At 70.3% G+C, this 25,732-nt stretch carries 21 protein-coding genes, 1 tRNA gene and 1 pseudogene; all 23 read left to right on the top strand.

What is annotated here, in order from left to right:
* The first annotated feature begins 136 nt into the window (after positions 1-136).
* Positions 137-2,230: a 3-hydroxyacyl-CoA dehydrogenase NAD-binding domain-containing protein gene (locus tag QM792_RS12770; protein ID WP_415150481.1), complete on the top strand. Its 2,094-nt coding sequence runs from the start codon at positions 137-139 to the stop codon at positions 2,228-2,230.
* Positions 2,231-2,257: 27 nt separating this feature from the next.
* Positions 2,258-3,433 (top strand): acetyl-CoA C-acyltransferase, encoded by a 1,176-nt coding sequence (locus QM792_RS12765; protein WP_415150480.1) that lies wholly within the window; start codon positions 2,258-2,260, stop codon positions 3,431-3,433.
* 43 nt (positions 3,434-3,476) lie between these two features.
* Entirely contained in the window at positions 3,477-5,315 is a 1,839-nt protein-coding gene (locus tag QM792_RS12760) for an acyl-CoA dehydrogenase (RefSeq protein ID WP_415150479.1), read from the top strand.
* A 2-nt stretch (positions 5,316-5,317) separates the two neighbouring features.
* Positions 5,318-7,285 carry a M3 family metallopeptidase gene (locus QM792_RS12755; RefSeq protein ID WP_415150478.1) on the top strand — a complete coding sequence of 656 codons (1,968 nt, stop codon included), beginning with the start codon at positions 5,318-5,320 and terminating at the stop codon, positions 7,283-7,285.
* A gap of 22 nt (positions 7,286-7,307) precedes the next feature.
* A complete protein-coding gene (locus QM792_RS12750; protein ID WP_415150477.1) occupies positions 7,308-8,099 on the top strand; it encodes an SDR family oxidoreductase in 792 nt (263 codons plus the stop codon).
* Positions 8,096-8,533 carry a PaaI family thioesterase gene (locus tag QM792_RS12745; protein ID WP_415150476.1) on the top strand — a complete coding sequence of 146 codons (438 nt, stop codon included), beginning with the start codon at positions 8,096-8,098 and terminating at the stop codon, positions 8,531-8,533. Before QM792_RS12750 ends, QM792_RS12745 begins: the two co-directional genes overlap by 4 nt.
* A 14-nt stretch (positions 8,534-8,547) precedes the next feature.
* Positions 8,548-9,570: an NADP-dependent oxidoreductase gene (locus QM792_RS12740; RefSeq protein WP_415150475.1), complete on the top strand. Its 1,023-nt coding sequence runs from the start codon at positions 8,548-8,550 to the stop codon at positions 9,568-9,570.
* 42 nt (positions 9,571-9,612) lie between these two features.
* Positions 9,613-11,265, top strand: a complete 1,653-nt coding sequence (locus QM792_RS12735) for an isovaleryl-CoA dehydrogenase (protein WP_415150474.1) — start codon at positions 9,613-9,615, stop codon at positions 11,263-11,265.
* Positions 11,266-11,303: 38 nt separating this feature from the next.
* The gene (locus QM792_RS12730; protein ID WP_415150473.1) at positions 11,304-12,212 is read left to right on the top strand and encodes an SDR family oxidoreductase; all 909 of its coding nucleotides are present in this window, start codon (positions 11,304-11,306) and stop codon (positions 12,210-12,212) included.
* Between the two features lie 5 nt (positions 12,213-12,217).
* Complete coding sequence (locus QM792_RS12725; protein ID WP_415151627.1) at positions 12,218-13,471, top strand: TIGR03862 family flavoprotein; 1,254 nt, start codon at positions 12,218-12,220, stop codon at positions 13,469-13,471.
* A gap of 6 nt (positions 13,472-13,477) precedes the next feature.
* Positions 13,478-15,832 (top strand): Tex family protein, encoded by a 2,355-nt coding sequence (locus QM792_RS12720; RefSeq protein ID WP_415150472.1) that lies wholly within the window; start codon positions 13,478-13,480, stop codon positions 15,830-15,832.
* 15 nt (positions 15,833-15,847) lie between these two features.
* The gene (locus tag QM792_RS12715; protein WP_415150471.1) at positions 15,848-16,921 is read left to right on the top strand and encodes a phospholipase; all 1,074 of its coding nucleotides are present in this window, start codon (positions 15,848-15,850) and stop codon (positions 16,919-16,921) included.
* A 189-nt stretch (positions 16,922-17,110) separates the two neighbouring features.
* On the top strand, positions 17,111-19,030 hold the full coding sequence (thrS, locus tag QM792_RS12710) for a threonine--tRNA ligase (RefSeq protein ID WP_415150470.1): 1,920 nt from the start codon (positions 17,111-17,113) through the stop codon (positions 19,028-19,030).
* A 95-nt stretch (positions 19,031-19,125) separates the two neighbouring features.
* Positions 19,126-19,674: a translation initiation factor IF-3 gene (gene infC, locus QM792_RS12705; RefSeq protein ID WP_415151626.1), complete on the top strand. Its 549-nt coding sequence runs from the start codon at positions 19,126-19,128 to the stop codon at positions 19,672-19,674.
* 122 nt (positions 19,675-19,796) lie between these two features.
* Complete coding sequence (rpmI, locus tag QM792_RS12700; RefSeq protein ID WP_293437711.1) at positions 19,797-20,000, top strand: 50S ribosomal protein L35; 204 nt, start codon at positions 19,797-19,799, stop codon at positions 19,998-20,000.
* Between the two features lie 25 nt (positions 20,001-20,025).
* Positions 20,026-20,382, top strand: coding sequence for a 50S ribosomal protein L20 (gene rplT / locus QM792_RS12695; RefSeq protein WP_293437708.1), 357 nt, complete (start codon positions 20,026-20,028; stop codon positions 20,380-20,382).
* Positions 20,383-20,475: 93 nt separating this feature from the next.
* Positions 20,476-21,519 carry a phenylalanine--tRNA ligase subunit alpha gene (pheS, locus tag QM792_RS12690; protein WP_415150469.1) on the top strand — a complete coding sequence of 348 codons (1,044 nt, stop codon included), beginning with the start codon at positions 20,476-20,478 and terminating at the stop codon, positions 21,517-21,519.
* A gap of 12 nt (positions 21,520-21,531) precedes the next feature.
* Positions 21,532-23,947: pseudogene (gene pheT, locus QM792_RS12685) on the top strand (phenylalanine--tRNA ligase subunit beta).
* A gap of 11 nt (positions 23,948-23,958) precedes the next feature.
* A complete protein-coding gene (locus QM792_RS12680) occupies positions 23,959-24,327 on the top strand; it encodes an integration host factor subunit alpha (protein ID WP_415150468.1) in 369 nt (122 codons plus the stop codon).
* Positions 24,328-24,362: 35 nt separating this feature from the next.
* Positions 24,363-24,806, top strand: coding sequence for a MerR family transcriptional regulator (locus QM792_RS12675; protein WP_415150467.1), 444 nt, complete (start codon positions 24,363-24,365; stop codon positions 24,804-24,806).
* A 43-nt stretch (positions 24,807-24,849) separates the two neighbouring features.
* Positions 24,850-24,926, top strand: a tRNA-Pro gene (locus QM792_RS12670).
* Positions 24,927-25,142: 216 nt separating this feature from the next.
* Entirely contained in the window at positions 25,143-25,430 is a 288-nt protein-coding gene (locus QM792_RS12665) for a hypothetical protein (RefSeq protein ID WP_415150466.1), read from the top strand.
* A complete protein-coding gene (locus tag QM792_RS12660) occupies positions 25,427-25,726 on the top strand; it encodes a hypothetical protein (RefSeq protein WP_415150465.1) in 300 nt (99 codons plus the stop codon). The genes QM792_RS12665 and QM792_RS12660 overlap by 4 nt, the downstream gene beginning before the upstream one ends.
* The last annotated feature ends 6 nt before the right edge of the window (positions 25,727-25,732 follow it).

The following is a 25,732-nucleotide window of genomic DNA, read 5'->3' as shown; positions in this document are numbered from 1 at the left end:
GTCGAAGGGCTTCGACAAGCTCAGCCCGAACGGGGTAGCACCTCCATGTCACCGCAGCGACAGGCCCCTTGACCTCGGCCAACCTAGAATCGAACGACCGTTCTTTTCTGTCCCTTTCTCCCCCCAGAGGCACCGCATGACCGCCACCTACCAGACCCGCGGCGACGTCGCCGTCATCACGCTAGACAACCCCCCGGTCAACGGCCTGGGCTACGACAGCCGCGTCGGCGTCGTCACCGGCCTGGAGCGGGCGCTGGACGATGCCGCCGTCAAGGCCGTCGTGATCACCGGCGCCGGCAAGGCCTTCTCGGGCGGCGCCGACATCCGCGAGTTCGGCACGCCCAAGGCCATCGCCGAGCCCAACCTGCTGTCGGTGATCCTGGCGCTGGAGGCGTCGAGCAAGCCCGTCGTCGCGGCCGTCCACAGCGTCGCGATGGGCGGCGGGCTGGAGCTGGCGCTGGGCTGCCACTACCGCGTCACCGCGCCGGGCGCGCAGATCGCGATGCCCGAGGTGAAGATCGGCCTGATCCCCGGCGCCGGCGGCACGCAGCGCCTGCCGCGCGTGCTCGGGCTGGAGACGGCGCTGAACATGATCGTCAAGGGTGATCCGGTGTCCAGCGAGGTGCTGGCCAGGCTGCCCGGCCAGAAGCTGTTCGACCGCGTGATCGAAGGCGACCTGCTCGACGGCGCGATCGCCTTCGCGCGCGAAGTCGCCGACAAGCGCCCGCTGCCGCTGGTGCGCCACCTGAAGGTCGAGCACCTCGACGCGCAGGCCTACCTGCAGTTCGCGCGCAACACCGTCGGCGCGATGGCGAAGAACTACCCGGCGCCGCCCAAGTGCGTCGACGCCGTGGCCGCCTCGACGACGATGAAGTTCGACGACGGCCTGAACCACGAGCGCGAGCTGTTCGTCAACCTGATGCTGACGCCGGAGTGCAAGGCGCTGCGCCACGCCTTCATGGCCGAGCGCGCGACGACCAAGATCCCCGACGTGCCGGCCGACACGCCGGTGCGCGAGGTGAAGAAGCTCGCCGTGATCGGCGCCGGCACGATGGGCGGCGGCATCGCGATGAACTTCCTGAACGCCGGCATCCCCGTCGTGATGCTGGAGACGAAGCAGGAGGCGCTGGACCGCGGCGTCGCGACCATCCGCAAGAACTACGAGGCCCAGGTCAAGAAGGGCAAGCTGAAGGCAGACAAGTACGAGCAGCGCATGGCGCTGCTGGGCACCACGCTGGACTACGCCGCGCTGAAGGACGCCGACATGGTCATCGAGGCGGTGTTCGAGGACATGGCCGTCAAGGAGCAGGTGTTCAAGGCGCTCGACGAGGTGATGAAGCCCGGCGCCATCCTCGCCACCAACACCTCGACGCTGGACGTGAACCGGATCGCCGCGTTCACGAAGCGCCCGCAGGACGTGATCGGCACTCACTTCTTCAGCCCGGCCAACGTGATGAAGCTGCTCGAGGTGGTGCGCGGCGAGAAGACCGCGAAGGACGTGCTGGCCACCGTGATGGCGCTGGGCAAGAAGATCCGCAAGACCTGCGTGGTCTCGGGCGTGTGCGACGGCTTCATCGGTAACCGCATGATCGAGCAGTACTCGCGCCAGGCCGGCTTCCTGCTGGAAGAGGGCTGCACGCCGCAGCAGGTGGACAAGGCCGTCGAGCGCTTCGGCTTCGCGATGGGCCCGTTCCGCATGGGCGACCTCGCCGGCAACGACGTCGGCTGGTACATCCGCAAGCGCCGCTATGTCGAGAAGCCGAACCTGCGCTACTCCAAGACCGCCGACCTGCTGTGCGAGATGGGCCGCTTCGGCCAGAAGACGCAGGCCGGCTGGTACGACTACGTGGCCGGCAAGCGCGACGCGATCCCGTCCAGGCTGGTCGAGGACATGATCGTGAAGCACCGCGCCGAACTCGGCATCACGCCGCGCAAGATCTCGGACGAGGAGATCGTGCAGCGCCTGGTCTACGCGCTGGTCAACGAGGGCGCGCGCATCGTCGAGGAAGGCATCGCGCTGCGCGCCTCCGACATCGACATGGTCTACCTCACCGGCTACGGCTTCCCGCTGCACCGCGGCGGGCCGATGAACTACGCCGACACCGTCGGCCTGTTCAACGTCGTGCAGGCGATGAAGCGCTTCGCGAAGAACCCGCACGACGACGCGAACTTCTGGCAGCCCGCGCCGCTGCTGGCCAGGCTCGCCGCCGAAGGCAAGACCTTTTCCTGATCCACGAGGCCACGAGGGAACCGCATCATGACGAACGCAGTGATCGTCTCCACCGCACGCACGCCGCTGGCCAAGAGCTGGAAGGGCGCCTTCAACATGACTCACGGCGCCACGCTGGGCGGACACGCCGTCAAGGCGGCCGTCGAGCGCGCCGGCATCGAGGCCGCCGAGGTCGACGACGTCATCATGGGCTGCGCCAACCCCGAGGGCGCCACCGGCGCCAACATCGCGCGCCAGATCGCGTTGCGCGCCGGGCTGCCCATCACCACCAGCGGCATGACGGTCAACCGCTTCTGCTCCAGCGGCCTGCAGACCATCGCGCTGGCCGCGCAGCGCATCATCGCCGGCGAGGGCGACATCTACGCCGCCGGCGGCGTCGAGAGCATCTCGTGCGTGCAGAACGAGATGAACAAGCACATGATGGCCGACCCCTGGCTGGTGCAGCACAAGCCCGAGATCTACTGGAGCATGCTGCAGACCGCCGAGCAGGTGGCCAAGCGCTACGGCATCCCGCGCGAGCGCATGGACCAGTACGGCGCGGCCAGCCAGCAGAAGGCCTGCGCCGCGCAGGAGGCCGGCCGCTTCAAGGACGAGATCGCGCCCATCATCGTCACCGCCGGCGTCGCCGACCCGGTGCTGGGCCTGCGCAGCAAGGAAGTGACGGTCGGCGTCGACGAAGGCCTGCGCGCCGGCACCACCTACGAGGGCATCAAGGACATCCGCCCGGCGCTGCCCGGCGGCGTGATCTCGGCCGGCAACGCGAGCCAGTTCAGCGACGGCGGCGGCGCCTGCATCGTGATGAACGAGAGCGTGGCCTCGAAGAAGGGCCTGAAGCCGCTGGGCCGCTTCCTCGGCTTCGCGGTGGCCGGCTGCGAGCCCGACGAGATGGGCATCGGCCCGGTGTTCGCGGTGCCCAAGGTGCTCAAGCGCCTGGGCCTGAAGGTCGCCGACATCGACCTGTGGGAGCTGAACGAAGCCTTCGCGGTGCAGGTGCTGTACTGCGCCGACACGCTGGGCATCCCGATGGACCGCCTGAACGTCAACGGCGGCGCGATCGCCGTGGGCCACCCCTACGGCGTCAGCGGCCAGCGCCTGACCGGCCATGCGCTCATCGAAGGCAAGCGCCGCGGCGCCAAGCGCGTGGTGGTGACGATGTGCATCGGCGGCGGCATGGGCGCGGCCGGGGTGTTCGAGGTGCTGTGATGGCGGGCGCGAACGGCCCGCGCGCGCAGGTCCGGATGCGGCCATGAGCTACCGCCGCACCGCCGACTTCCTGCTCTACGACTGGCTCCAGGTCGAGTCGCTGCAACGGCGCTCGCGCTTTTCCGAGCACAGCCGCGAGACCTTCGACGCGGTGCTCGACCTGTGCGAGAAGCTCGCCGCCGACAAGTTCGCGCCGGCCAACCGCATCGTCGACACCGAGGAGCCCTGGTTCGACGGCGAGCGTGTGCACGTGCCCGAGGCCGCGGTGGCGGCGGCGCGGGCCTATGCCGAATCGGGCCTGCTCGGCGCCGCGCAGGACTACGAGATCGGCGGCATGCAACTGCCCTGCGTGGTCGAGATGGCCGCGCACGCCTTCTTCTCCAAGGCCGGCATCGGCGTCGGCGGCGCCGGCATGCTGACCAGCGGCAACGCCAACCTGCTGATGGCGCACGGCACCGCCTCGCAGAAGGAGGTGTTCGCGAAGAACGAGTTCGCCGGGCGCTTCTTCGGCACCATGTGCCTGTCGGAGCCGCAGGCGGGCTCCTCGCTGTCCGACATCGCCACCCGCGCCGTGCCCGACGGCGAGGACTTCGAGAGCGATCCGCTCGGGCCGCGCTACCGCCTGCGCGGCAACAAGATGTGGATCAGCATGGGCGAGCACGAGCTGGCCGAGAACATCGTGCACCTCGTGCTGGCCAAGATCCCCGGGCCGGACGGCAAGCCGGTGCCGGGCACGCGCGGCATCTCGCTGTTCATCGTGCCGAAGACGCTGGTCGATGGGCAGGGCCGCCTGACCGGCGAGCGCAACGACGTGGCGCTCGCGGGCCTGAACCACAAGCTGGGCTACCGCGGCATTCCGAACACGCTGCTGAATTTCGGCGAGGGGCGCTACCCGGTGCGCGGCGCGGCCGGCGCGATCGGCTACCGCGTCGGCCAGCCCGGCGAGGGCCTGCGCTGCATGTTCCACATGATGAACGAGGCGCGCATCGCCGTCGGCCTGGGCGCGACCATGCTCGGCTACGCGGGCTACGAGGCCAGCCTGGACTACGCGCGGAACCGCCCGCAGGGCCGGGCGATGGGGCCTTCGGGCAAGGACGCGACGCAGCCGCAGATCCCCATCATCCGCCACGCCGACGTGCGCCGCATGCTGCTGGCGCAGAAGAGCTGGTGCGAAGGCGCGCTGGCGCTCGAGCTGTATTGCGCGCGCCTGGTCGACGAGCAGCACACCGGCGCGCCCGAGGCCGCCGCCGAGGCGGCGCTGCTGCTGGAGATGCTGACGCCGATAGCCAAGAGCTGGCCGAGCGAGTGGTGCCTGGAGGCCAACAGCCTGGCGATCCAGGTGCACGGCGGCTACGGCTACACGCGCGACTTCCCGGTCGAGCAGTACTGGCGCGACAACCGCCTGAACATGATCCACGAGGGCACGCACGGCATCCAGGCGCTGGACCTGCTCGGCCGCAAGGTCGTGATGGACGGCGGCAAGGGGCTGGCGCTGCTGGCGGCGAAGGTCAACGCGACCGTCGAGCGCGCGATGCGGCAGCCCGAGCTGGCCGGCTTCGCCAACGAGCTGGCGGCGGCGCTAGCCGAACTCGGCCGCGCCACCAAGGCCGCCTGGGCCACCGGCAACGCGGAAGAGGCGCTCGCCAACGCCGTGCCCTACCTGCAGGCCTTCGGCCACACGGTGGTCGCCTGGATCTGGCTCGACGTGGCGCTGTGCGCGCACGCGAAGCTGGCGCAAGGCGGCGAGGATGCGGCGCTGCGCGGCACGCTCGCCGCCTGCCGCTTCTTCTACCGCCACGACCTGCCCAAGGTGGCGGCGTGGCTGCAGGTGGTGGCCTCGCGCGACGATACCTGCCGCGCCATGAGCGAAGACTGGTTCTGAGCATGCAGGCACGCCGGCTGCTCATCGGTCTGGCTGCGTCGCTGCTGGCGCCGCTCGCCGCGGCGCAGGTCTATCAGTTCCCGCGCTACGAAAGCGCCGCGCAGGTGCGCGCCGACTGCGACCGCCTGCTCGCCGAGCTGAAGCAGCGCCGGCGCGCGATCGCGGCGCTGCCCGCGCGCGGCGCCGACGTGCTGGGCGCGCTCGATGCGCTGAACCAGCGCGTCGAAGACGCCATGGGCCCGCTGTGGCTGCTGCCCGCGGTGCACCCGGCCAAGCCGGTGCGCGACGCGGCCGAGGCCTGCGACCTGGCCTACCAGCGCTTCAACACCGCCTTGCTGCAGGATGTGCGCATCCATTCGAACCTGAAGCAGGCGGCGGTGGCCGACGACATCGACCGGCGCCTGCAGCGCGACCTGCTCGACGCCTTCGAGGACTCCGGCGTCGCGCTGCCGCCCGCCGCCCGGGCCCGCGCGACGCGGCTGAACGATGCGCTGACGAAGCAGACGCAGGACTTCGAGCGCCGCTCGCGCGAGAACCGCGACACGGTGGCCTTCACCGAAGCCGAACTGGAAGGCGTGCCCGGGAACGTGTGGCGCCAGGCCAGGCGCGATGCGCGGGGGCGCTACGTGCTCGGGCTCGACCACCCGAGTTCCGCCCCGGTGATCGAGCGCGCCGTGCAGGAAGCCACGCGCGAGCGCATGTGGCGCGCCACGATGCGGATCGGCGGGGAGGCGAACCTGAAGACCTTGCAGCGCATCGCCACGCTGCGCCACGAGCTGGCCGGGCTGTTCGGCTTCGATTCGTATGCCGACTTCGTGACGCGCCGCCGCATGGTCGGCAGCGAAGCGAACGCGTTGGCCTTCCTGGCCGCGGTGGACGGCGCGGTGCGCGAGCGCGAGCGCGCCGACATCGCGCTGCTGCGCGAGGCGAAGGCCGCGGCGACGCAGCAGCCCGTCGAGCGCGTCACCGTGCGGCGCTGGGACGCCAGCTACTTCACCGAGCGCATCCGCCAGGCGCGCTACGGCGTCGACCAGGAAGCCATGCGCGCGCACTTCCCGCCGCAGCGCAGCCTGGCGTTCGTGTTCGCGGTCGCGCAGCGCATGTTCGGCGTGCGCTTCGAGCCGGTCGAGCAATCGCTGTGGCACGACGAGGCGCGCGCCTACGCCGCGCGCGACGCCGACGGCGCGCTGCTGGGCACGCTCTTCGTCGACCTGTTCCCGCGCCCCGACAAGTACAACCACGCCGCGGTCTGGGGGTTTCGCAACGTGTCGACCCGCAGCGGCCGGCTGCCGGCCGCCGCGCTGGTCACCAACTTCGACCGCCAGGGCCTGACGCTGGACGAGCTGGAGACGCTGCTGCACGAGTTCGGCCACGCGCTGCACGCGCTGTTGTCGACCACGCGCTACGCGATTCCCGGCGGCACCAACGTGCAGCTCGACTTCGCCGAGGCGCCTTCGCAGATGCTGGAAGACTGGGTCTACGACCCGGCGGTGCTGGCGCTGTTCGGACAGGTGTGCCCCGAGTGCGCGCCGCTGCCGCGCGAGACCATCGAGCGGGTGAACCGCGCGCGCCACTTCGCCAAGGGATTGCTCTTCGGCCGGCAGCTCCTGTACGCGCGCTACGACCTCGCGCTGCACGGCCGGCGCGTCGAGGCGCCGCTGGCGCTGTGGGCGCGCATGGAGGGCGCCACGCCCTTCGGCTACGTGCCGGGCACGCTGTTCCCGGCCAACTTCGGCCACGTGGCCAGCGGCTACGGCGCGGGCTACTACGGCTACCTGTGGAGCCTGGTGGTTGCCGAAGACCTGCGCACCGCGTTCGCGGCCGACCGGCTCGACGCGGCCGTCGGCCGGCGCTACCGCGACAGCGTGCTCGCCAACGGCGGCCAGGTGGCGCCCGACGAACTGGTGCGGCGCTTTCTCGGCCGGCCCGGCAACCGCGACGCCTTCTTCCGCAGCCTGGCGATCGAATGACGTTCCAGAAGGAGACGACCCCATGAGCACCCCGATCCAGAAGTTGTTCGACCTCAGCGGCCAGACCGCGCTGGTCACCGGCGGCTCGCGTGGCCTGGGCCTGCAGATCGCCGAGGCGCTGGGCGAAGCCGGCGCGAAGATCTTCCTCACCTCGCGCAAGGCCGCCGATCTCGAGGAGGCCGCCGCGCACCTGCAGTCGCGCGGCATCGACGCGCGCTGGCTGGCGGCCGACGTGAGCGAGCCGGCGGAGGTCGAGCGGGTCGCCTCCGAGGCGCTGCAACGCCTGGGCGACGTCGACATCCTGGTCAACAACGCCGGCGCCACCTGGGGCGCGCCGGCCGAGGACTATCCGCTGGAAGCCTGGGACAAGGTGATGAACCTGAACATCCGCAGCATCTTCCTGATGAGCCAGCAGATCGGCCGGCGCAGCATGATCCCGCGCCGGCGCGGGCGCATCATCAACGTCGCCTCGATCGCGGGCCTGAGCGGCTCGGGCGACGTCGAGTTCATCGCCTACGGCACCAGCAAGGGCGCGGTGGTCAACTTCACGCGCACGCTGGCCGGCGAGTGGGGCGAGCACGGCATCACCGTCAACGCGCTGGCGCCGGGTTTCTTCCCGAGCAAGATGACCAAGGGCACGATAGAGCGTTTCGGCGCCGATCGCATGGCGCAGGCCGCGCCGCTGCGCCGCATCGGCGACGACGACGACCTGAAGGGCGCGGCGCTGCTGTTCGCCTCGGCCGCGGGCAAGCACATCACCGGGCAGATCCTGGCGGTGGACGGCGGCGTCAGCGCGGTGCACCACGGCGGATGAAATTCCTGGCCCACATCCCCTTCGTCGAGCTGCTCGGCATGGAGCTGCTCGAATGCGGCGCGGGCCGCGCCGCGATCGCGCTCACGCTGCGCGAGGAGCTGACCAATTCGTGGAGCGTGGCGCACGGCGGCGTGACCATGACGCTGCTCGACGTCGTGATGGCGCACGCCGCGCGCAGCCCCGGGCAGCCCGGTCATGCCGAATCGCCGGGCGTGGTGACCATCGAGATGAAGACCAGCTTCCTGCGCGCCGGGCTGGGCAGGCTGACCGCGCGCGGCACGGTGCTGCACCGCACCGCCTCGCTGGCCTTCACCGAGGGCTCGGTGACCGACGAGCGCGGCGAGCTGGTGGCGCATGCCAGCGGCACGTTCAAGTACATGAAGGGCTTGCCCGCCGGCGGACGGCGCATCCTGAAGCCGAACGCCTCCGACTGAAAGGATTGCCAGCGATGACGACGACCAACAAGCAATGGCTGCTCGCCGCGCGGCCGAAAGGCGAGGCGGCGACGAGCGACTTCCGCCTCGTCGAGACGCCGGTGCCGCAGGCGCTGGCCGAGGGCCAGGTGCTGGTGCGGCAGCTCTACCTCTCGCTCGACCCCTACATGCGCATGCGCATGAACGACGCCAAGAGCTACGCCGCGCCGCAGCCGCTCGACGCGGTGATGATCGGCGGCACGGTGGGCGAGGTGGCGGCGTCGCGGCACCCGAAGTTCGCCGTCGGCGACAAGGTGGTCGGCATGGGCGGCTGGCAGCAGTACGCGCTGGTCGACGGCAACGCGCCCGGGCTGCTGCGCAAGGTCGACGCCACGCAGGTGCCGCTGTCGGCCTACCTCGGCGCGGTCGGCATGCCGGGCGTGACGGCCTGGTATGGCCTCGTGAAGCTGTGCCAGCCGAAGGCCGGCGAGACGGTGGTGGTCAGCGCCGCCAGCGGCGCGGTCGGCGGCGCGGTGGGGCAGCTCGCCAAGGTGCGCGGCTGCCGCGTGGTCGGCATCGCCGGCGGCGCCGAGAAATGCCGCTACGTGGTCGACGAACTCGGCTTCGACGCGTGCGTCGACTACAAGCGGCACGCCGACGCCGCCGCGCTCGACGCCGCACTCGCGCAGGCCGCACCGAACGGCATCGACTGCAACTTCGAGAACGTCGGCGGCGAGATCCTCAACGCCGTGCTGCGCCGCATGAACGCCTTCGGCCGCGTCGCGCTGTGCGGCATGATCAGCGGCTACGAGGGCCGGCCCGTCCCGCTCGCCAACCCGGCGCTGCTGCTGACGCAGCGGCTGCGCGTCGAGGGCTTCATCGTCAGCGAGCACATGGACGCCTGGCCCGAGGCGCTGAAGGAACTCGCCACGCTGGTCGCCACCGGCCGGCTGAAGTACCGCGAGAGCATCGCGCCGCGCATCGAGGATGCGCCGCAAGCCTTCCTCGGTTTGCTCAAGGGCAGGAACTTCGGCAAGCAATTGGTGAAACTGTTCTGATCACGCTGCCGCGACGCTCCCCACGTGGAAGGAGATCAGCGCATGAGCACCACCCACGACGTGTTCAACCAGCCCGAGCCGCTGGCCGACTACAACCTCTACGCCGGCAACCTCGCGCTGCGCGAGGCGTTGGCCTTCCACCTGCCGGGGCGCGACGAGGCCGCCAGCCTCGCGCAGGGTGAGCGCTGGGGCAGTGCCGAGTGGCAGGTGCATGCGCGCCTGGCCAACACGCACCCGCCGCGCCTGCTGACGCACGACCGCTTCGGCCGCCGCGTCGATCGCGTCGAGTTCCACCCCAGCTACCACGCGCTGATGGCCGAGGCGGTGGCCGCCGGGCTGCACGGCCGGCCCTGGGCGCTCGGGCCCGGCGCGCACGTCGAGCGCGCCGCGGCCTTCATGCTCTTCACCGAGCTGGAGCCGTCCGTCCTGTGCCCGATTTCCATGACCTACGCGGTGACGCCGGCGCTGCGCGCCAACGCGGCGATCACGCAGGACTGGTTCGGCAAGCTTTCCAGCACCGCCTACGACCCGCGCCTCGTGCCCTTGGCCGACAAGCCCGGCGTGACCATGGGCATGGGCATGACCGAGAAGCAGGGCGGCTCGGACGTGCGCGCCAACACCACGCGGGCGCTGATCGTCGAGGCCACGCCCTGGGGCGCACGCGCCGAGATCACCGGCCACAAGTGGTTCTTCTCGGCGCCGATGTGCGATGCCTTCCTGGTGCTGGCGCAAGAGGAGGGCGGCCTGTCGTGTTTCTTCCTGCCGCGCGTGCTGCCGGACGGCGCGCTCAACGCCATCCGCATCCAGCGCCTGAAAGACAAGCTCGGCAACCACGCCAACGCCAGCTCGGAGGTGGAGTTCGAGGCGGCCAGCGCCTGGCGCGTCGGCGAGCCGGGGCGCGGCGTGGCGCAGATCCTCGAGATGGGCACGCTGACGCGGCTCGACTGCGCGCTAGGCACGGCCGGCCTGATGCGCCAGGCGCTCGGCCTCGCGCTGAACCACACCGCGCAGCGCATGGCCTTTGGCCGGAAGCTGATCGAGCAGCCGCTGATGAAGAACGTGCTGGCCGACATGGCGCTGGAGTCCGAAGCCGCCACCGCGCTGGCGCTGCGCCTGGCGCGCGCCATCGACCGGCGGGACGATCCCTTCGAGGCGCTGATGCGGCGCGTGCTGACGCCGGTGGCCAAGTTCTGGATCTGCAAGCGCGGCAGTCTGCTCGGCCAGGAGGCGATGGAGTGCCTGGGCGGCAACGGCTACGTCGAGGAGGCAGGCGAGGGCGTGATGGCGCGCATCTACCGCGAGATGCCGCTGAACTCGATCTGGGAAGGCGCCGGCAACATCATGGCGCTCGACCTGCTGCGCGCCTTGCGCGGCGGCGGCAGCAAGGGCGGCTCGGTGGCCGAGGCGCTGGAGGCCGAGCTCGCCCCGGCGCGCGGCGCCAACACCGCCTACGACCGCTGCGCCGCCGCGCTGCCGGCGCGCATCGACGCGCTGGCCGACGAGATCGAGGCGCGCCGACTCGCGCAGGACGTGGCGCTCGCGGTGCAGGCCTCGCTGCTGCGCCGCCATGCGCCGGACTTCGTCTTCGACGCCTTCTGCGCCTCGCGCCTGGCCGGCGACTGGGGCCAGGTCTTCGGCACGCTGCCGCGCACGGTCGCGTTCGATGCGATCACGGCGCGCGCGATGCCGCGCTGACCACCGACATCCCGACATTCCGACACAGGAGCACTTCGATGAAAACCTTCCAGGGCCGCACCGCGGTCATCACCGGCGCGGGCTCGGGCTTCGGGCTGGAACTCTCGCGCCTGGCGGCCGGTGCCGGCATGAACCTGGTGATGGCCGACGTGCAGCAGGAGGCGCTGGACCGCGCGGTGGCCGAGATCCGCGCGCTCGGCGCGCAGGCGATCGGCTTCCGGCTCGACGTGGCCAAGGCCGCCGAGGTCGAGGCGATGGCCGACGCGACGCGGGCGCGCTTCGGCGCGCCGCACCTGGTGTTCAACAACGCCGGCGTCGGCGCCGGCGGGCTGATCTGGGAGCACTCGCTGAAGGACTGGGAGTGGGTGGTCGGCGTCAACCTGATGGGCGTGGCGCACGGCGTGCGCGTCTTCACGCCGATGATGCTGGCCGCCGCCGAGGCCGACGCTGGCTACGAGGGCCACATCGTCAACACCGCCTCGATGGCCGGCATGGTCAACATGCCCAACATGGGCGTCTACAACGTCACCAAGCATGCGGTGGTCTCGCTCAGCGAGACGCTGTACCAGGACCTGCGCCTGGTCACCGACCGCATCGGCGCCTCGGTGCTGTGCCCCTACTTCGTGTCCACCGGCATCGCGGCCAGTTCCCGCAACCGGCCGGGCGACATGCGCGACGGCGCCAAGCCGACCCGCAGCCAGCTCGTCGCGCAGGCGATGATCGACAAGGCCGTGGGCAGCGGCAAGGTCAGCGCGACGCAGGTGGCGCAGTTCGTGATGGACGCGGTGCGCGAACGGCGCTTCTACGTCTTCAGCCACCCGAACGCGCTGGGTCCGGTGCAGACGCGCCTGGACGACGTGATGCTGGCGCGCAACCCGAGCGATCCGTTCGCCGCCCGGCCGGAGATCGGCGAGAACCTGCGCCAGGCCTTGCGCGCGGTCGAGTGAAGGCGCTGCAAGGCGTGCTGCCGGCCGTGGTGGTCGGCGGCGGGCCGGCGGGGCTGATGGCCGCCGAGGCGCTGGCCGCGGCCGGCGTGCCGGTGCACCTGTTCGACGCGATGCCCTCGGTGGGGCGCAAGTTCCTGCTCGCCGGCAAGGGCGGGCTGAACCTGACGCACAGCGAGCCGGCCGAGCCCTTCGTCGCGCGCTACGGCGCGGCCGGCACGCGCGTGGCGCGGTGGCTGGCGGCCTTCGGCCCGCAGGATCTGCGTGACTGGGCGCGCGGCCTGGGCATAGCCACTTTCGTCGGCAGCTCGGGGCGGGTGTTTCCGGTCGACATGAAAGCCGCGCCGCTGCTGCGCGCCTGGCTGCAGCGCCTGCGCGCGAACGGCGTGCGGCTGCACATGCGGCACCGCTGGATCGGCTGGGGCGAGAGCGAGGACTGCGCGCACGCGCTGCGCTTCGCCACGCCGGACGGCGAGACCACGCTGCATGCGCGCACCGTGGTGCTGGCGCTCGGCGGCGCGAGCTGGGCACGGCTGGGCTCCGACGGCGCGTGGGTGCCGCGGCTGGCCGAACGCGGCGTGGGGGTAGCGCCTTTGCAAGCGTCGAACTGCGGCTTCGACGTGGCGCGCTGGAGCGAACATCTGCGCACGCGCTTCGCCGGCGCGCCGCTGAAGAACGTCGCGCTGCGCTGCGGCGCGTTCCACCAGCGCGGCGAGTTCGTGCTGACCGAGGGCGGCATCGAAGGCAGCCTGGTCTACGCCGCCTCGGCCACGCTGCGCGAAGCCATCGCCGCGCAGGGCAGGGCGGTCGCCGAGATCGACCTGCTGCCCGAGCGCGGCGCCGAGTTCGTGCACGCCGAGGTGGCCCGGCCGCGCGGCGCGCGTTCGATGTCCACGCACCTGAAAAGCCGCCTCGGCCTGGACGGCGCCAAGGCCGCGCTGCTGCGCGAACTGCTGCCGCGCCAGACCTTCGCCGACGCCGCCGCGCTGGCCGCGGCGATCAAGGCGCTGCCGGTCACGCTGCTGCGCGCGCGGCCGATCGACGAGGCGATCAGCAGCGCCGGCGGCGTGCGGCTCGACGAACTCGACGAGAACGGCATGCTGAAGCGGCTGCCCGGCGTGTTCTGCGCCGGCGAGATGCTCGACTGGGAAGCGCCCACCGGCGGCTACCTGCTCACCGCGAGCTTCGCCAGCGGCCTGATCGCCGGGCGGGGGGCTGTGGCACACTGCGCCGCTTTTCGAGATGCCCCCTCGCGGGCCTGAGCCGATTTGGACAAGATTCTTCTGCAGATCGCCGCCGAGCTGAAGGTTCGGCCGGCCCAGATGAAGGCCGCCGTCGAACTGCTCGACGGCGGAGCGACCGTCCCCTTCATCGCCCGCTACCGCAAGGAGGCCACCGACGGCCTCGACGACGTGCAACTGCGCGAACTGGAAGCGCGCCTGGCCTACCTGCGCGAGCTGGAAGAGCGCCGCGCCACGGTGCTCAAGAGCATCGCCGAGCAGGGCAAGCTGAGGCCCGAGCTGCGCGCCGCCGTCGAGGCCGCGCCGACCAAGCAGGAGCTGGAAGACCTCTACCTGCCCTACAAGCCCAGGCGCCGCACCAAGGGCATGATCGCGCGCGAAGTCGGGCTGGAGCCGCTGGCCGACAGGCTGTTCGCCGATCCGTCGCTCGATCCGCTGGCCGAAGCCGCTGCCTTCGCGGACGCCTGCGAAGGCGGCCCTGCCGCCTTGGCCGAGGCCGGCTTCGCCGACGCGCACGCGGTGCTCGACGGCGTGCGCGACCTGCTCTCCGAGCGCTGGGCCGAAGACGCCGTGCTCGTCGGCACGCTGCGCGAGTGGCTGTGGACCGAGGGCCTGTTCAAGAGCAGGCTGATGGACGGCAAGGACGCGAACCAGGCCGAGGTGGCGAAGTACCGCGACTACTTCGACCACGACGAGCCGATCCGCGGCGTGCCCTCGCACCGCGCGCTGGCGGTGTTCCGCGGCCGCACGCAGGAAGTGCTGGACGCCAAGCTGGTGCTCGATGAACAAGTCGTTCCCGGCCAACCGACGCTCGCCGAAGGCCGCATCGCGGTGCACCTCGGCTGGCGCCATGCCAAGCGGCCGGGCGACGAACTGATTCGCAAGACCATCGCCTGGACCTGGAAGGTCAAGCTCAGTTTGAGCCTGGAGCGCGACCTGTTCGCGCGCCTGCGCGAAGAAGCCGAAAAAGTGGCCATCAAGGTCTTCGCCGAAAACCTGCGCGACCTGCTGCTGGCCGCGCCGGCCGGCCCGCGCGTCGTGATGGGCCTGGACCCGGGCATACGCACCGGCTGCAAGGTGGCCGTGGTCGACGCCACCGGCAAGGTGCTGGATACCCACACCGTCTATCCGCACGAGCCGCGCAACGACTGGGAAGGCTCGCTGCACACGCTGGGCCGGCTGGTCGCGGCGCACGGCGTCGACCTGATCGCGATCGGCAACGGCACCGCCAGTCGCGAGACCGACAAGCTCGCCGCCGACCTGATCAAGCGCATCCAGGCGATGGCCCCCGACACGAAGATCGAGAAGATCGTCGTCAGCGAAGCCGGCGCCTCGGTGTACTCGGCCAGCGAGTTCGCCAGCAAGGAGCTGCCCGAGCTGGACGTGAGCCTGCGCGGCGCGGTCAGCATCGCGCGGCGGCTGCAGGACCCGCTGGCCGAGCTGGTGAAGATCGAGCCGAAGTCGATCGGCGTCGGCCAGTACCAGCACGACGTCAACCAGAGCGAGCTGGCGCGCAGCCTGGACGCCATCGTCGAGGACTGCGTCAACTCGGTGGGCGTGGACCTGAACACCGCCTCGGCGCCGCTGCTGGCGCGCGTCTCGGGGCTGTCGAACGCGGTGGCGGCCGGCATCGTGCGCTGGCGCGATGCGAACGGCGCGTTCCGCAGCCGCGCGCAACTGCTCGACGTCGGCGGCCTGGGCGCCAAGACCTTCGAGCAGTGCGCCGGCTTCCTGCGCATCCGCGGCGGCGACAACCCGCTGGACCAGAGCGGCGTGCACCCCGAGACCTATCCGCTGGTGCAGCGCATGCTGGCCCAGACCGGCCGGCCGATCGGTGAGCTGATGGGCCGCAGCGACGTGCTGCGCACGCTCGAGCCCGAGGCCTTCGCCGACGAGCGCTTCGGCGCGATCACCGTCAAGGACATCCTCGCCGAGCTGGAGAAACCCGGCCGCGACCCGCGCCCCGACTTCAAGGTGGCGCGCTTCAACGACGGCGTCGAGGACATCAAGGACCTGCAGCCCGGCATGACGCTGGAAGGCACGGTCAGCAACGTCGCGCAGTTCGGCGCCTTCGTCGACCTGGGCGTGCACCAGGACGGGCTGGTGCACGTCAGCCAGCTCTCGCACAAGTTCGTCAACGACGCGCGCGAGGTGGTCAAGACCGGCGACATCGTCAAGGTGAAGGTGCTGGAGGTGGACCTCGCCCGCAAGCGCATCTCGCTGACGATGAAGCTGGACGCCAAGCCGGCGGCTTCCGGCGCGCGCGGCGACAACAGCTACCGGCCAGCGGCGCGCGGCGAGCGTGCTCAAGGCGGGCGGGGGGGTGCACAGCCGCAATCGGCGATGGCCGCGGCCTTCGCCAAGCTGCAGTCGCGCGGCTGAGGCACGGGGCGGGCCGTGCAAGCCCTGCAGATCCACGCCGGGCCGCGCGCCCTGCGCCACCTGCGCGAGCGCGGCCTGGCGCCGGCCGACGTGCGCCTGATTCCCGCCGCGGCGGGCGGGCCCAAGGGCCTGGTCCTGAACCCGCTCGACCGCTTCCTGTTCGGCCACTGGCTGGCCGGCGGCGCGCACAGCGTGCATCTGCTCGGCGCCTCGATCGGCGCGTGGCGCATGGCCAGCGCCTGCCTCGCGCAGCCCGACGCGGCCTTCGAGCAGATGGCGGCCGACTACATCGGCCAGACCTACGAACATGCGCCCGGCAAGGCGCCGACAGCCTCGCACGTCAGCGCGGTGTTCGGCGCCAAGCTCGCCGAACGCTTCGCTGGCCGCGAGGCCGAGGTGCTGGGCCATCCGCGCTACCGGCTGCACGTGTTCACCAGCCGCGGCCGGCATCTGCTGCGCCGCGAGGGGCGGCTGCGCACGCCGCTGGGCTACCTCGGCGCTTTCGCCGCCAACGCGCTGAGCCGCAGGGCGATGGGCGGCTGGCTGGAGCGGGTGATCTTCTCCGACGCGCGCGAGCCGCTGCCGCTGCGCCTGAACGACTTCCGCACCCGGGTCGTGCCGCTGGCCGCGAACAACCTGCAGCCCGGCATCCTGGCGAGCTGCTCGATCCCGTTCTGGCTGCAGGCGGTGCGCGACATCCCCGGCGCGCCGGCCGGCGCCTACTGGGACGGCGGCATCACCGACTACCACCTGCACCTGGACTACGCCTCGATGGGCGAGGGCCTGGTGCTCTATCCGCACTTCCAGAAGACGGTGATCCCCGGCTGGCTGGACAAGGCGCTGCGCCACCGCCACCGCGCCAGCGCCTGCCTGGACAACGCCATCGTGCTGTCGCCGCGCGCCGAATGGATCGCGACGCTGCCCAACGCCAAGCTGCCCGACCGCGAGGACTTCAAGCACTACGGCGACGACCTGCCGGCGCGCGTGGCGGCCTGGTCGCGGGCGGTGGCCGAGAGCCGGCGGCTGGCCGACGAGTTCGCGCAGTGGCTGGCGCGGCCCGGGCGCATCGAGCCGCAGCCGCTGGCCTGAACTACAATTGCCGCTTCGATAGACCCGACAAGAGCGAGAAAGGCATGACGGTTATGACACCGCGGACTACGCGTTGGACCCGGAAGGTCTAGCGGAGCTGCGCGCGTCGATCTTCATCACTCGTTTTTCGTTCACGAAGAAAGGCGCGGCAGGGTCCGCGCCTTTTTGCTTTTCCGAAAGAGTCTCGACATGGTCTCGATTCAATTGCCCGACGGTTCGCGGCGCGAATTCCCCGGCCCGGTCACGGTGGCCGAGGTGGCGGCGTCCATCGGCCCCGGCCTGGCCAAGGCCGCGATCGCCGGGCGTGTGGGGCAGGGCGACGCGGCGCGCGTGGTCGACACCAGCTACCGCATCGACGGCGACGCGGCGCTGGCCATCCTGACCGACAAGGACCCGGATGGCCTGGAGGTGATCCGCCACTCGACGGCGCACCTGCTCGCCTACGCCGTCAAGGAGCTGTTCCCCGACGCGCAGGTGACCATCGGCCCGGTGATAGACAACGGCTTCTACTACGACTTCTCGTACAAGCGCCCCTTCACGCCCGAGGACCTGGCGGCCATCGAGGCCAAGATGACGGAACTGGCGAAGAAGGACGAGAAGGTCGAGCGCCGCGTGCTGCCGCGCGACGAGGCGGTGGCCTACTTCAAGAGCCTGGGCGAGGACTACAAGGCCGAGATCATCTCCAGCATCCCGGCCGGCGAAGACGTGTCGCTGTACCGCGAAGGCAAGTTCGAAGACCTGTGCCGCGGCCCGCACGTGCCGTCCACCGGCAAGCTCAGGCACTTCAAGCTGATGAAGGTGGCCGGCGCCTACTGGCGCGGCGACCACCGCAACGAGATGCTGCAACGCATCTACGGCACCGCCTGGGCGAGCAAGGACGACCTGCAGAAGTACCTGACGATGCTGGAGGAGGCCGAGAAGCGCGACCACCGCAAGCTCGGCCGCGAACTCGACCTGTTCCACCTCGACGAGCACTCGCCCGGCACGGTGTTCTGGCACCCCAAGGGCTGGGCGCTGTGGCAGGAGGTCGAGCAGTACATGCGGCGCGTCTACCGCGACAACGGCTACCTGGAGGTCAAGGGCCCGCAACTGCTGGACAGCACGCTGTGGCAGAAGACCGGCCACTGGGACAAGTACCGCGAGAACATGTTCACGACGGAATCGGAGAAGCGCGACTACGCGCTCAAGCCGATGAACTGCCCCGGCCACATCCTGATCTTCAAGCAGGGCATCAAGAGCTACCGCGACCTGCCGCTGCGCTACGGCGAGTTCGGCCAGTGCCACCGCAACGAGCCGACCGGCGGGCTGCACGGCATCATGCGCGTGCGCGGCTTCACGCAGGACGACGGCCACATCTTCTGCACCGAGGACATGATCCTCGACGAATGCGTGGCCTACACGGCGCTGCTGCAGAAGGTCTACGCCGACTTCGGCTTCAGCGACATCCTCTACAAGGTGGCGACGCGGCCCGAGGCGCGCATCGGCTCCGACGCGGCCTGGGACAAGGCCGAGCACGCGCTGATGGAGAGCCTGCGCCGCTCGGGCGTCGAGTTCGTCGTCGCGCCGGGCGACGGCGCCTTCTACGGCCCGAAGATCGAGTACACGCTGAAGGACGCGCTGGGCCGCCAGTGGCAGTGCGGCACGATGCAGGTCGACTTCTTCATGGCCGAGCGCCTGGGCGCCGAGTACGTCGCCGAGGACGGCGCGCGCCACCACCCGGTGATGCTGCACCGGGCCATCGTCGGCAGCCTGGAGCGCTTCATCGGCATCCTGATCGAACAGCACGCCGGCGCGCTGCCGGCCTGGCTGGCGCCGCGCCAGGCCAGCGTGCTCACGATCACCGAAGCCCAGGCCGACTACGCCGAGAGCGTTACCAAAACGCTGCAAAAACAAGGACTTAGAGTGGCCAGCGATTTGCGGAACGAAAAAATTACCTATAAAATCCGCGAGCATTCGTTGCAGAAGGTTCCGTACATCCTGGTCGTCGGCGACAAGGAGAAGGCAAACGGAACCGTTGCCGTGCGCGCCCGGGGCAACCAGGATCTCGGCGTGATGCCGCTGGCCGACTTCCTCGAAAGAGTCACCGGAGACATCGCCCGCAAGCTGTGACCACGACGGTGGTTGCCGCTGGAAGGCTTGGGGCGCGTCGTTGTTTGTGTGTTGGGCTTCCTGCTGCCTGGGAGGTCTGCTGAAAGGTACCCACCATCGCTACTTTTGTTGACCGCCGTGTCCGGAACGACGAGCGCAAGCACCGGCTCAATCGCGAGATCATGGCGCTTGAGGTGCGCCTCAACGGCCCAGAGAACGAACCGCTGGGCATCGTGCCCATCCAGGAAGCGCTGCGCATGGCCGGCGATCTGGACGTCGATCTGGTCGAGATCGCGGCCCAGGCGGATCCTCCAGTGTGCCGCCTGATGGACTACGGCAAGTTCAAGTACCAGGAGCAGAAGAAGGCGGCGGAGGCGAAGTCCAAGCAGAAGATCATCGAGATCAAGGAAGTCAAGTTCCGTCCGGGCACCGACGAAGGCGACTACGCGATCAAGATGCGCAACCTGCGCCGCTTCATCTCGGAGGACGGCGACAAGGGCAAGGTCACGCTGCGCTACCGCGGCCGCGAGATCACGCACCAGGACATCGGCATGCGGCTGCTCGAGCGCATCCGCGACGAACTGGCCGACGTGGCGGTGGTGGAGCACATGCCCAAGCTCGAAGGCCGCCAGATGATCATGGTGCTGGCGCCGAAGCGAAAGTGAATTGAATCGAAGTTCAGTGTCCCGGTCTGGTTGCCGGGGCGCTGCCAGAAGCGGCCGCAGGCCAACAAGACGGGGAAGCTTCCCCGGCGCCTGTCGGACGCAATTTCAAGAAGGAGCAGTTCATGCCCAAGATGAAGACCAAGAGCAGCGCGAAGAAGCGCTTCCGCGTCCGCCCGGGCGGCACCGTCAAGCGGGGTCAGGCGTTCAAGCGCCACATCCTCACCAAGAAGACGACGAAGAACAAGCGCCACCTGCGTGGCGCCGTCACCGTGCACGAGACCAACATGGGCCACATGGCCCAGATGTTGCCGTTCGCCGGTCTCTGAGTCGCCCAGGTAAAGGAGAAGAGAAATGCCTCGCGTCAAACGTGGTGTCACCGCACGCGCTCGTCACAAGAAGGTGCTGGCCCTGGCCAAGGGTTTCCGCGGCCGCCGCAAGAACGTCTTCCGCATCGCCAAGGAAGCGGTCATGCGGGCCGGGCAGTACGCCTACCGCGACCGCCGCAACAAGAAGCGCGTGTTCCGCCAGCTCTGGATTGCCCGCATCAACGCGGCGAGCCGGGGCCTGGGCCTGACCTACAGCAAGTTCATGGCCGGCCTGAAGAAGGCCAACATCGACATCGACCGCAAGGTTCTTGCCGACATGGCCGTGAACGATCCTGCCGGCTTCGGCAGCATCGTCGAGAAGGTGAAGGCCCAGCTCGCTTGATCCAACGCGTCGCCGGCGCCCGCGAGGGCGGCGGCCGCCGGTTCAGCTTTCGAAGGCCGACCTCGCGTTCGGCCTTTTTTGTTTCCCGCCACGATGAACGATCTCGCTTCCCTCATCGACGCCGCGAAGTCCGACTTCGCCGCCGCGATGACGCCCGCCGACCTCGAGAACGCCAAGGCGCGCTACCTCGGCAAGTCGGGCCGCCTGACCGAGGCGCTGAAGGCGCTGGCCGCGCTGCCGGTCGAGGAGAAGAAGGCGCGCGGCGCGCTGATCAACGCCGCCAAGCAGCAGGTCGAGGCGCTGCTGCAGGCGCGCCGCGAGGCGCTCGGCCAGGCCGAGCTGGAGGCGCAGCTCAGGGCCGAGGCGCTCGACGTCACGCTGCCCGGCCGCCAGCGCGGCGTGGGCGGCCTGCACCCGGTGACGCGCACCATCGAGCGCATCGAGGCGATCTTCGGCTCGATGGGCTTCGACGTCGCCGACGGCCCCGAGATCGAGACCGACTGGTTCAACTTCACCGCGCTGAACAGCCCCGAGAACCACCCGGCGCGCTCGATGCAGGACACCTTCTACGTCGACATGAAGGACGCCGAAGGCCGCTGGCTCAACCTGCGCACGCACACCTCGCCGATGCAGGTGCGCTACGCGAAGGCGCATGCAGCGAAGCATGCGGCCGAGGCGCACATGCCCGAGATCCGCGTGATCGCGCCGGGCCGCACCTACCGCGTCGACAGCGACGCGACGCACTCGCCGATGTTCCACCAGTGCGAAGGCCTGTGGATCGGCGAGAACGTCAGTTTCAAGGACCTGAAGGTCGTCTTCACCGACTTCTGCCGCCGCTTCTTCGAGACCGACGCGCTGGCGCTGCGCTTCCGCCCCTCGTTCTTCCCGTTCACCGAGCCCAGCGCCGAGATCGACATCGCCTTCGACAGCGGCCCGCTGAAGGGCCGCTGGCTCGAGGTGGCCGGCTCGGGCCAGGTGCACCCGAACGTGGTGCGCAACTTCGGGCTCGACCCGGAGCGCCACATCGGCTTCGCCTTCGGCATGGGGCCGGACCGCCTGACCATGCTGCGCTACGGCGTCGACGACCTGCGCCTCTTCTTCGAGAACGACCTGCGCTTCCTGGCGCAGTTCAACTGAGCACCGCTTCCCATGCAGTTCCCCGAATCCTGGCTGCGCGAGTTCTGCAACCCGGGCGTGTCCAGCGCCGAGCTGGCCGACCTGCTGACGATGGCCGGCATGGAGGTCGAAGAGGCGCGCCCGGCCGCGCCGCCCTTCGGCGGCGTGGTGGTGGCGCGGGTGCTGTCGGTGACGCGCCATCCGAACGCCGACCGGCTCAACGTCTGCGAGGTCGACGCCGGCACCGGCGCGACGCTGCAGATCGTCTGCGGCGCGCCCAACGTGCGCGAGGGCATCCGCGTGCCCTGCGCGCTGGTGGGCGCCGAGCTGCCGCCGGGCGAGGATGGCAAGCCCTTCACGATCAAGCTCGGCAAGCTGCGCGGCGTCGAGAGCCAGGGCATGCTGTGCTCGGCGCGCGAGCTGAAGCTCTCCGACGACCACGGCGGCCTGCTGATCCTGGCCGACGACGCGCCCGTCGGCGCGAACATCCGCGACCACCTCGAGCTCGACGACACCATCTTCACGCTCAAGCTCACGCCCAACCTGGCGCACTGCCTGAGCGTGTACGGCATCGCGCGCGAGGTCTCGGCGCTGACCGGCGCGCCGCTGCTCACGCCGGCGATCGCGCCGGTGCCGCCGGCGCACGACGCCCGGCTGAAGGTGACCGTCGAGGCGAGCGACCTGTGCGGCCGCTTCTCCGGCCGCGTCGTGCGCGGCGTGAACACGCAGGCGAAGACGCCGGACTGGATGGTCGAGCGCCTGGCGCGCTGCGGCCAGCGTTCGGTGAGCGCGCTGGTCGACATCTCGAACTACGTGATGTTCGAGTACGGCCGGCCGACGCACATCTTCGACCTCGACAAGATCCACGGCGGCCTGACGGTGCGCTGGGGCCGGCCCGGCGAGACGCTCGAACTGCTCAACGGCAACACCATCGAGGTCGATGCGCAGGTCGGCGTGATCGCCGACGACAAGCAGGTCGAGTCGCTGGCCGGCATCATGGGCGGCGAGGCCACCGCGGTGTCGAACGACACGCGCAACGTCTACGTCGAAGCGGCGTTCTGGTGGGCCGAGGCGGTGGCCGGCCGCTCGCGCCGCTACAACTTCGCCACCGACGCCGGGCACCGCTTCGAACGCGGCGTCGACCCGGCGCTGACCGTCGAGCACATCGAGCGCATCACGCGGCTGATCATCGACATCTGCGGCGGGCGGGCCGGGCCGATGGACGACCAGATCCTCAACCTGCCCAAGGCCGAACCGGTGCGGCTGCGCATCGCACGCGCCGCCAAGGTGATCGGCATGCCGGTGACGCAGGAACAGTGCGAGGGCGTGATGCGGCGCCTCGGCCTGGCCTTCGTGAGCGAGCCGGGCGCGATCACCGTGACGCCGCCGTCGTGGCGCTTCGACCTGAAGATCGAGGAAGACCTGATCGAGGAAGTGGTGCGCATCGTCGGCTACCGCCACCTGCCCGACACGCCGCCGCTCGCGCCGGTGACGGCGCGCGTGCGGCCCGAGGCGAACCGCGGCCTGAGCGCGCTGCGCCACGCGCTGGCCAGCCTGGGCTACCAGGAGACCATCGGCTTCAGCTTCGTCGAGGAGCGCCGCGAGCGCGAGCTGGCCGGCAACCCCGACCCGATCCGCGTGCTCAACCCGATCGCCAGCCCGCTGGCGGTGATGCGCTCCAGCCTGATCGGCAGCCTGGTTTCGGTGCTGCAATCCAACCTCGCGCGCAAGGCCGAGCCGCGTGCGCGTGTTCGAGACCGGGCGCGTGTTCCGCCGCGACCCCTCGGTGCCCGACAGCATCCGCAGCGTGGCCGGCGTGGCGCAGCCGCGGCGCGTGGCCGGGCTCGCCTGGGGCCGCGTCGATGCCTTGCAGTGGGGCAGCAAGGAACGCGCGGCCGACTTCTTCGACGTGAAGGGTGACATCGAGGCGCTGCTCGCGCCGCGCCAGGCGACGTTCGTCGCCGCCGAGCATCCGGCGCTGCACCCGGGGCGCTGCGCGCGTGTCGAGCTGAACGGCGTGGCCATCGGCTTCGTCGGCGAACTGCATCCGCGCTGGCGCCAGGGCTACGAGCTGCCGTCGGCGCCCGTGCTGTTCGAACTCGACCTCGATGCGCTGCTCGAGCGCGACGTGCCGGCCTTCGCCCCCTTGCCGCGCCAGCAGTCGGCGTGGCGCGACATCGCGGTGGTGGCCGGCGAGCAGGTCGGGCACGACGCGCTGATGGCGGCGATCGGCGCCGGCAGCGGCGGGCTGGTGCGCTCGGCGCGCCTGTTCGACATCTACAAACCCGCCGCGCCGGCCGCCGACATGAAGCCGGGCGAGCGCAGCCTGGCGGTGCGCCTGGAACTGCGGGACGACGACAACACGCTGACCGACGAACGCATCGAGGCCGCGGTGGCCGAGGTCATCGAACGGCTGGGCGCGCGCCTGGGCGCGCGGCTGCGGGGCTGAAGGCAACGATCATGGACGACGACGACAAGCACAAGCCGCACGACCGCGTGATGCTGCCGAGCATCGAGACGCCGACGCTGACCAAGGCGGAACTGGCCGACCTGCTGTTCGAGCGCCTCGGGCTGAACAAGCGCGAGTCGAAGGACATGGTCGAGGGCTTCTTCGACATCATCCACGCCACGCTGGTGCGCGGCGAGGACGTCAAGCTCTCCGGCTTCGGCAACTTCAACATCCGCCGCAAGGCGCCGCGCCCGGGGCGCAACCCGCGCACCGGCGAGGCCATCCCGATCAAGGCGCGCAACGTCGTGACCTTCCACGCGAGCCACAAACTCAAGGGGGTTGTGCAAGGCGACATACCCGCCGGGGAGGACTTCGAGTAAAGTCTTAGCTTTCCCACGGGATCTTGTTGATTTTCATGGAGAAAGCGCTCCCAGCCATCCCGGCGAAGCGGTACTTCACCATCGGTGAGGTCAGCGAGCTTTGCGGGGTGAAGCCGTACGTGCTGCGCTACTGGGAGCAGGAGTTCACCCAGCTCAAGCCGATGAAGCGCCGCGGCAACCGGCGCTACTACCAGCACCACGAGGTGCTGCTGATCCGGCGCATCCGCGAGCTGCTCTACGAACAGGGCTTCACGATCAGCGGCGCGCGCAACCGGCTCGCCGAGGCGCTGTTGCATGCCCGCGAGCCCGTGCCGCCGCAGGCCGACGACGAGCCCGACGAGGTGATCGACATGAGCGAAGTGCTCGAAGGCGTGCCCACCGACGCGATGCCGGTGGCCGCGCCGCCGGGCGCCGGCGTGCCCTCGCCGGGCGAGGTGCGCAGCGAGCTGCTGGCGATCCGCGCGCTGCTGGTGCTCTGAAGGCAGAGGCGCGGCCCGCTGAGGCTATAATGCGCAGCTTCGTCGGGGTGTAGCGCAGCCTGGTAGCGCACTTGCATGGGGTGCAAGGGGTCGCGAGTTCGAATCCCGCCACCCCGACCATTGAAATCAACGGGTTAGCTTCCACAAGGGGCTAACCCGTTTCGATTTCTGGGGCTGTGAGGGGCCGATGCCGATGCCGATGGCCCCGGCAAGCTGGCCGCGCGCTTCAAGAAGACGCTGACCGGCTGGCGCCGCTCGACGCGCTGGTACGACTGGCGCGCGGCCCCGGGGCGAACTTGACAGAATGCACGCCCTATGCCCCATCAGGCCGGTGCCATGACCACGTTTGCCGCCATCCTGGCCGTTCTGTCCGGCACCGCTGCCGCGCTGTTCGCCTACCTGGCTTCGTCGCACCAGCAATGGCGCGCGGCCGGGCGCTGGCCGTCACGGTGGCGCTGGTGGCCGGGCGTCGTGTGCGCGTTGGTGTCGCTGGCGGCGATGCTTCGGCTGCTGGCCCCGATGGAGGCCGCGTTCGCGTGGAGCATCCTGCTGATGCTGGCCGCGTCGGTGATGCCGTTCCTGGGTGCCTGGCGTGCCCTCAGCCGCGCAGGAGGAGCGCCATGACCACGGCGCGGCGGCGCTTGCAAAGCCGCCACTGGTTCGGCAAGGCGGCGGCCGGTGTGGTACTCGGGTTCACGCTGGCGCTGGCGCTTTCCGGCGTGCTCGCGCTGCTGACGCCCGCCGATCCCGGCGGCCAAGGGAAGATCCAGTTCGTCATGTGGGCTATCGCGCCGGCCTGGGTCGCCGTGCTCGGCTTCGTGTTCCTGTTTCGCGACAGCCTGCGCGCGTGGGGATGGCTGGGGCTGGCGAACGCAGCGGCGTGGGGGCTGCTGTGGCTGCTGAAGGCGTGGCTGCGCTGAGGTCGG

It is taken from the genome of Piscinibacter sp., assembly GCF_047600445.1.
Lineage (GTDB): Bacteria > Pseudomonadota > Gammaproteobacteria > Burkholderiales > Burkholderiaceae_C > Piscinibacter.
This window is presented reverse-complemented; position numbering and strand designations above follow the sequence as displayed.

What these genes read in the sequence shown, in the direction of transcription:
- QM792_RS12770 (WP_415150481.1), top strand. Translation starts at nt 137, where the DNA reads ATGACCGCCACCTACCAGACCCGCGGCGACGTCGCCGTCATCACGCTA.
- QM792_RS12765 (WP_415150480.1), top strand. Translation starts at nt 2,258, where the DNA reads ATGACGAACGCAGTGATCGTCTCCACCGCACGCACGCCGCTGGCCAAG.
- QM792_RS12760 (WP_415150479.1), top strand. Translation starts at nt 3,477, where the DNA reads ATGAGCTACCGCCGCACCGCCGACTTCCTGCTCTACGACTGGCTCCAG.
- QM792_RS12755 (WP_415150478.1), top strand. Translation starts at nt 5,318, where the DNA reads ATGCAGGCACGCCGGCTGCTCATCGGTCTGGCTGCGTCGCTGCTGGCG.
- QM792_RS12750 (WP_415150477.1), top strand. Translation starts at nt 7,308, where the DNA reads ATGAGCACCCCGATCCAGAAGTTGTTCGACCTCAGCGGCCAGACCGCG.
- QM792_RS12745 (WP_415150476.1), top strand. Translation starts at nt 8,096, where the DNA reads ATGAAATTCCTGGCCCACATCCCCTTCGTCGAGCTGCTCGGCATGGAG.
- QM792_RS12740 (WP_415150475.1), top strand. Translation starts at nt 8,548, where the DNA reads ATGACGACGACCAACAAGCAATGGCTGCTCGCCGCGCGGCCGAAAGGC.
- QM792_RS12735 (WP_415150474.1), top strand. Translation starts at nt 9,613, where the DNA reads ATGAGCACCACCCACGACGTGTTCAACCAGCCCGAGCCGCTGGCCGAC.
- QM792_RS12730 (WP_415150473.1), top strand. Translation starts at nt 11,304, where the DNA reads ATGAAAACCTTCCAGGGCCGCACCGCGGTCATCACCGGCGCGGGCTCG.
- thrS (WP_415150470.1), top strand. Translation starts at nt 17,111, where the DNA reads ATGGTCTCGATTCAATTGCCCGACGGTTCGCGGCGCGAATTCCCCGGC.
- rpmI (WP_293437711.1), top strand. Translation starts at nt 19,797, where the DNA reads ATGCCCAAGATGAAGACCAAGAGCAGCGCGAAGAAGCGCTTCCGCGTC.
- rplT (WP_293437708.1), top strand. Translation starts at nt 20,026, where the DNA reads ATGCCTCGCGTCAAACGTGGTGTCACCGCACGCGCTCGTCACAAGAAG.
- pheS (WP_415150469.1), top strand. Translation starts at nt 20,476, where the DNA reads ATGAACGATCTCGCTTCCCTCATCGACGCCGCGAAGTCCGACTTCGCC.
- QM792_RS12680 (WP_415150468.1), top strand. Translation starts at nt 23,959, where the DNA reads ATGGACGACGACGACAAGCACAAGCCGCACGACCGCGTGATGCTGCCG.
- QM792_RS12675 (WP_415150467.1), top strand. Translation starts at nt 24,363, where the DNA reads ATGGAGAAAGCGCTCCCAGCCATCCCGGCGAAGCGGTACTTCACCATC.
- QM792_RS12665 (WP_415150466.1), top strand. Translation starts at nt 25,143, where the DNA reads ATGACCACGTTTGCCGCCATCCTGGCCGTTCTGTCCGGCACCGCTGCC.
- QM792_RS12660 (WP_415150465.1), top strand. Translation starts at nt 25,427, where the DNA reads ATGACCACGGCGCGGCGGCGCTTGCAAAGCCGCCACTGGTTCGGCAAG.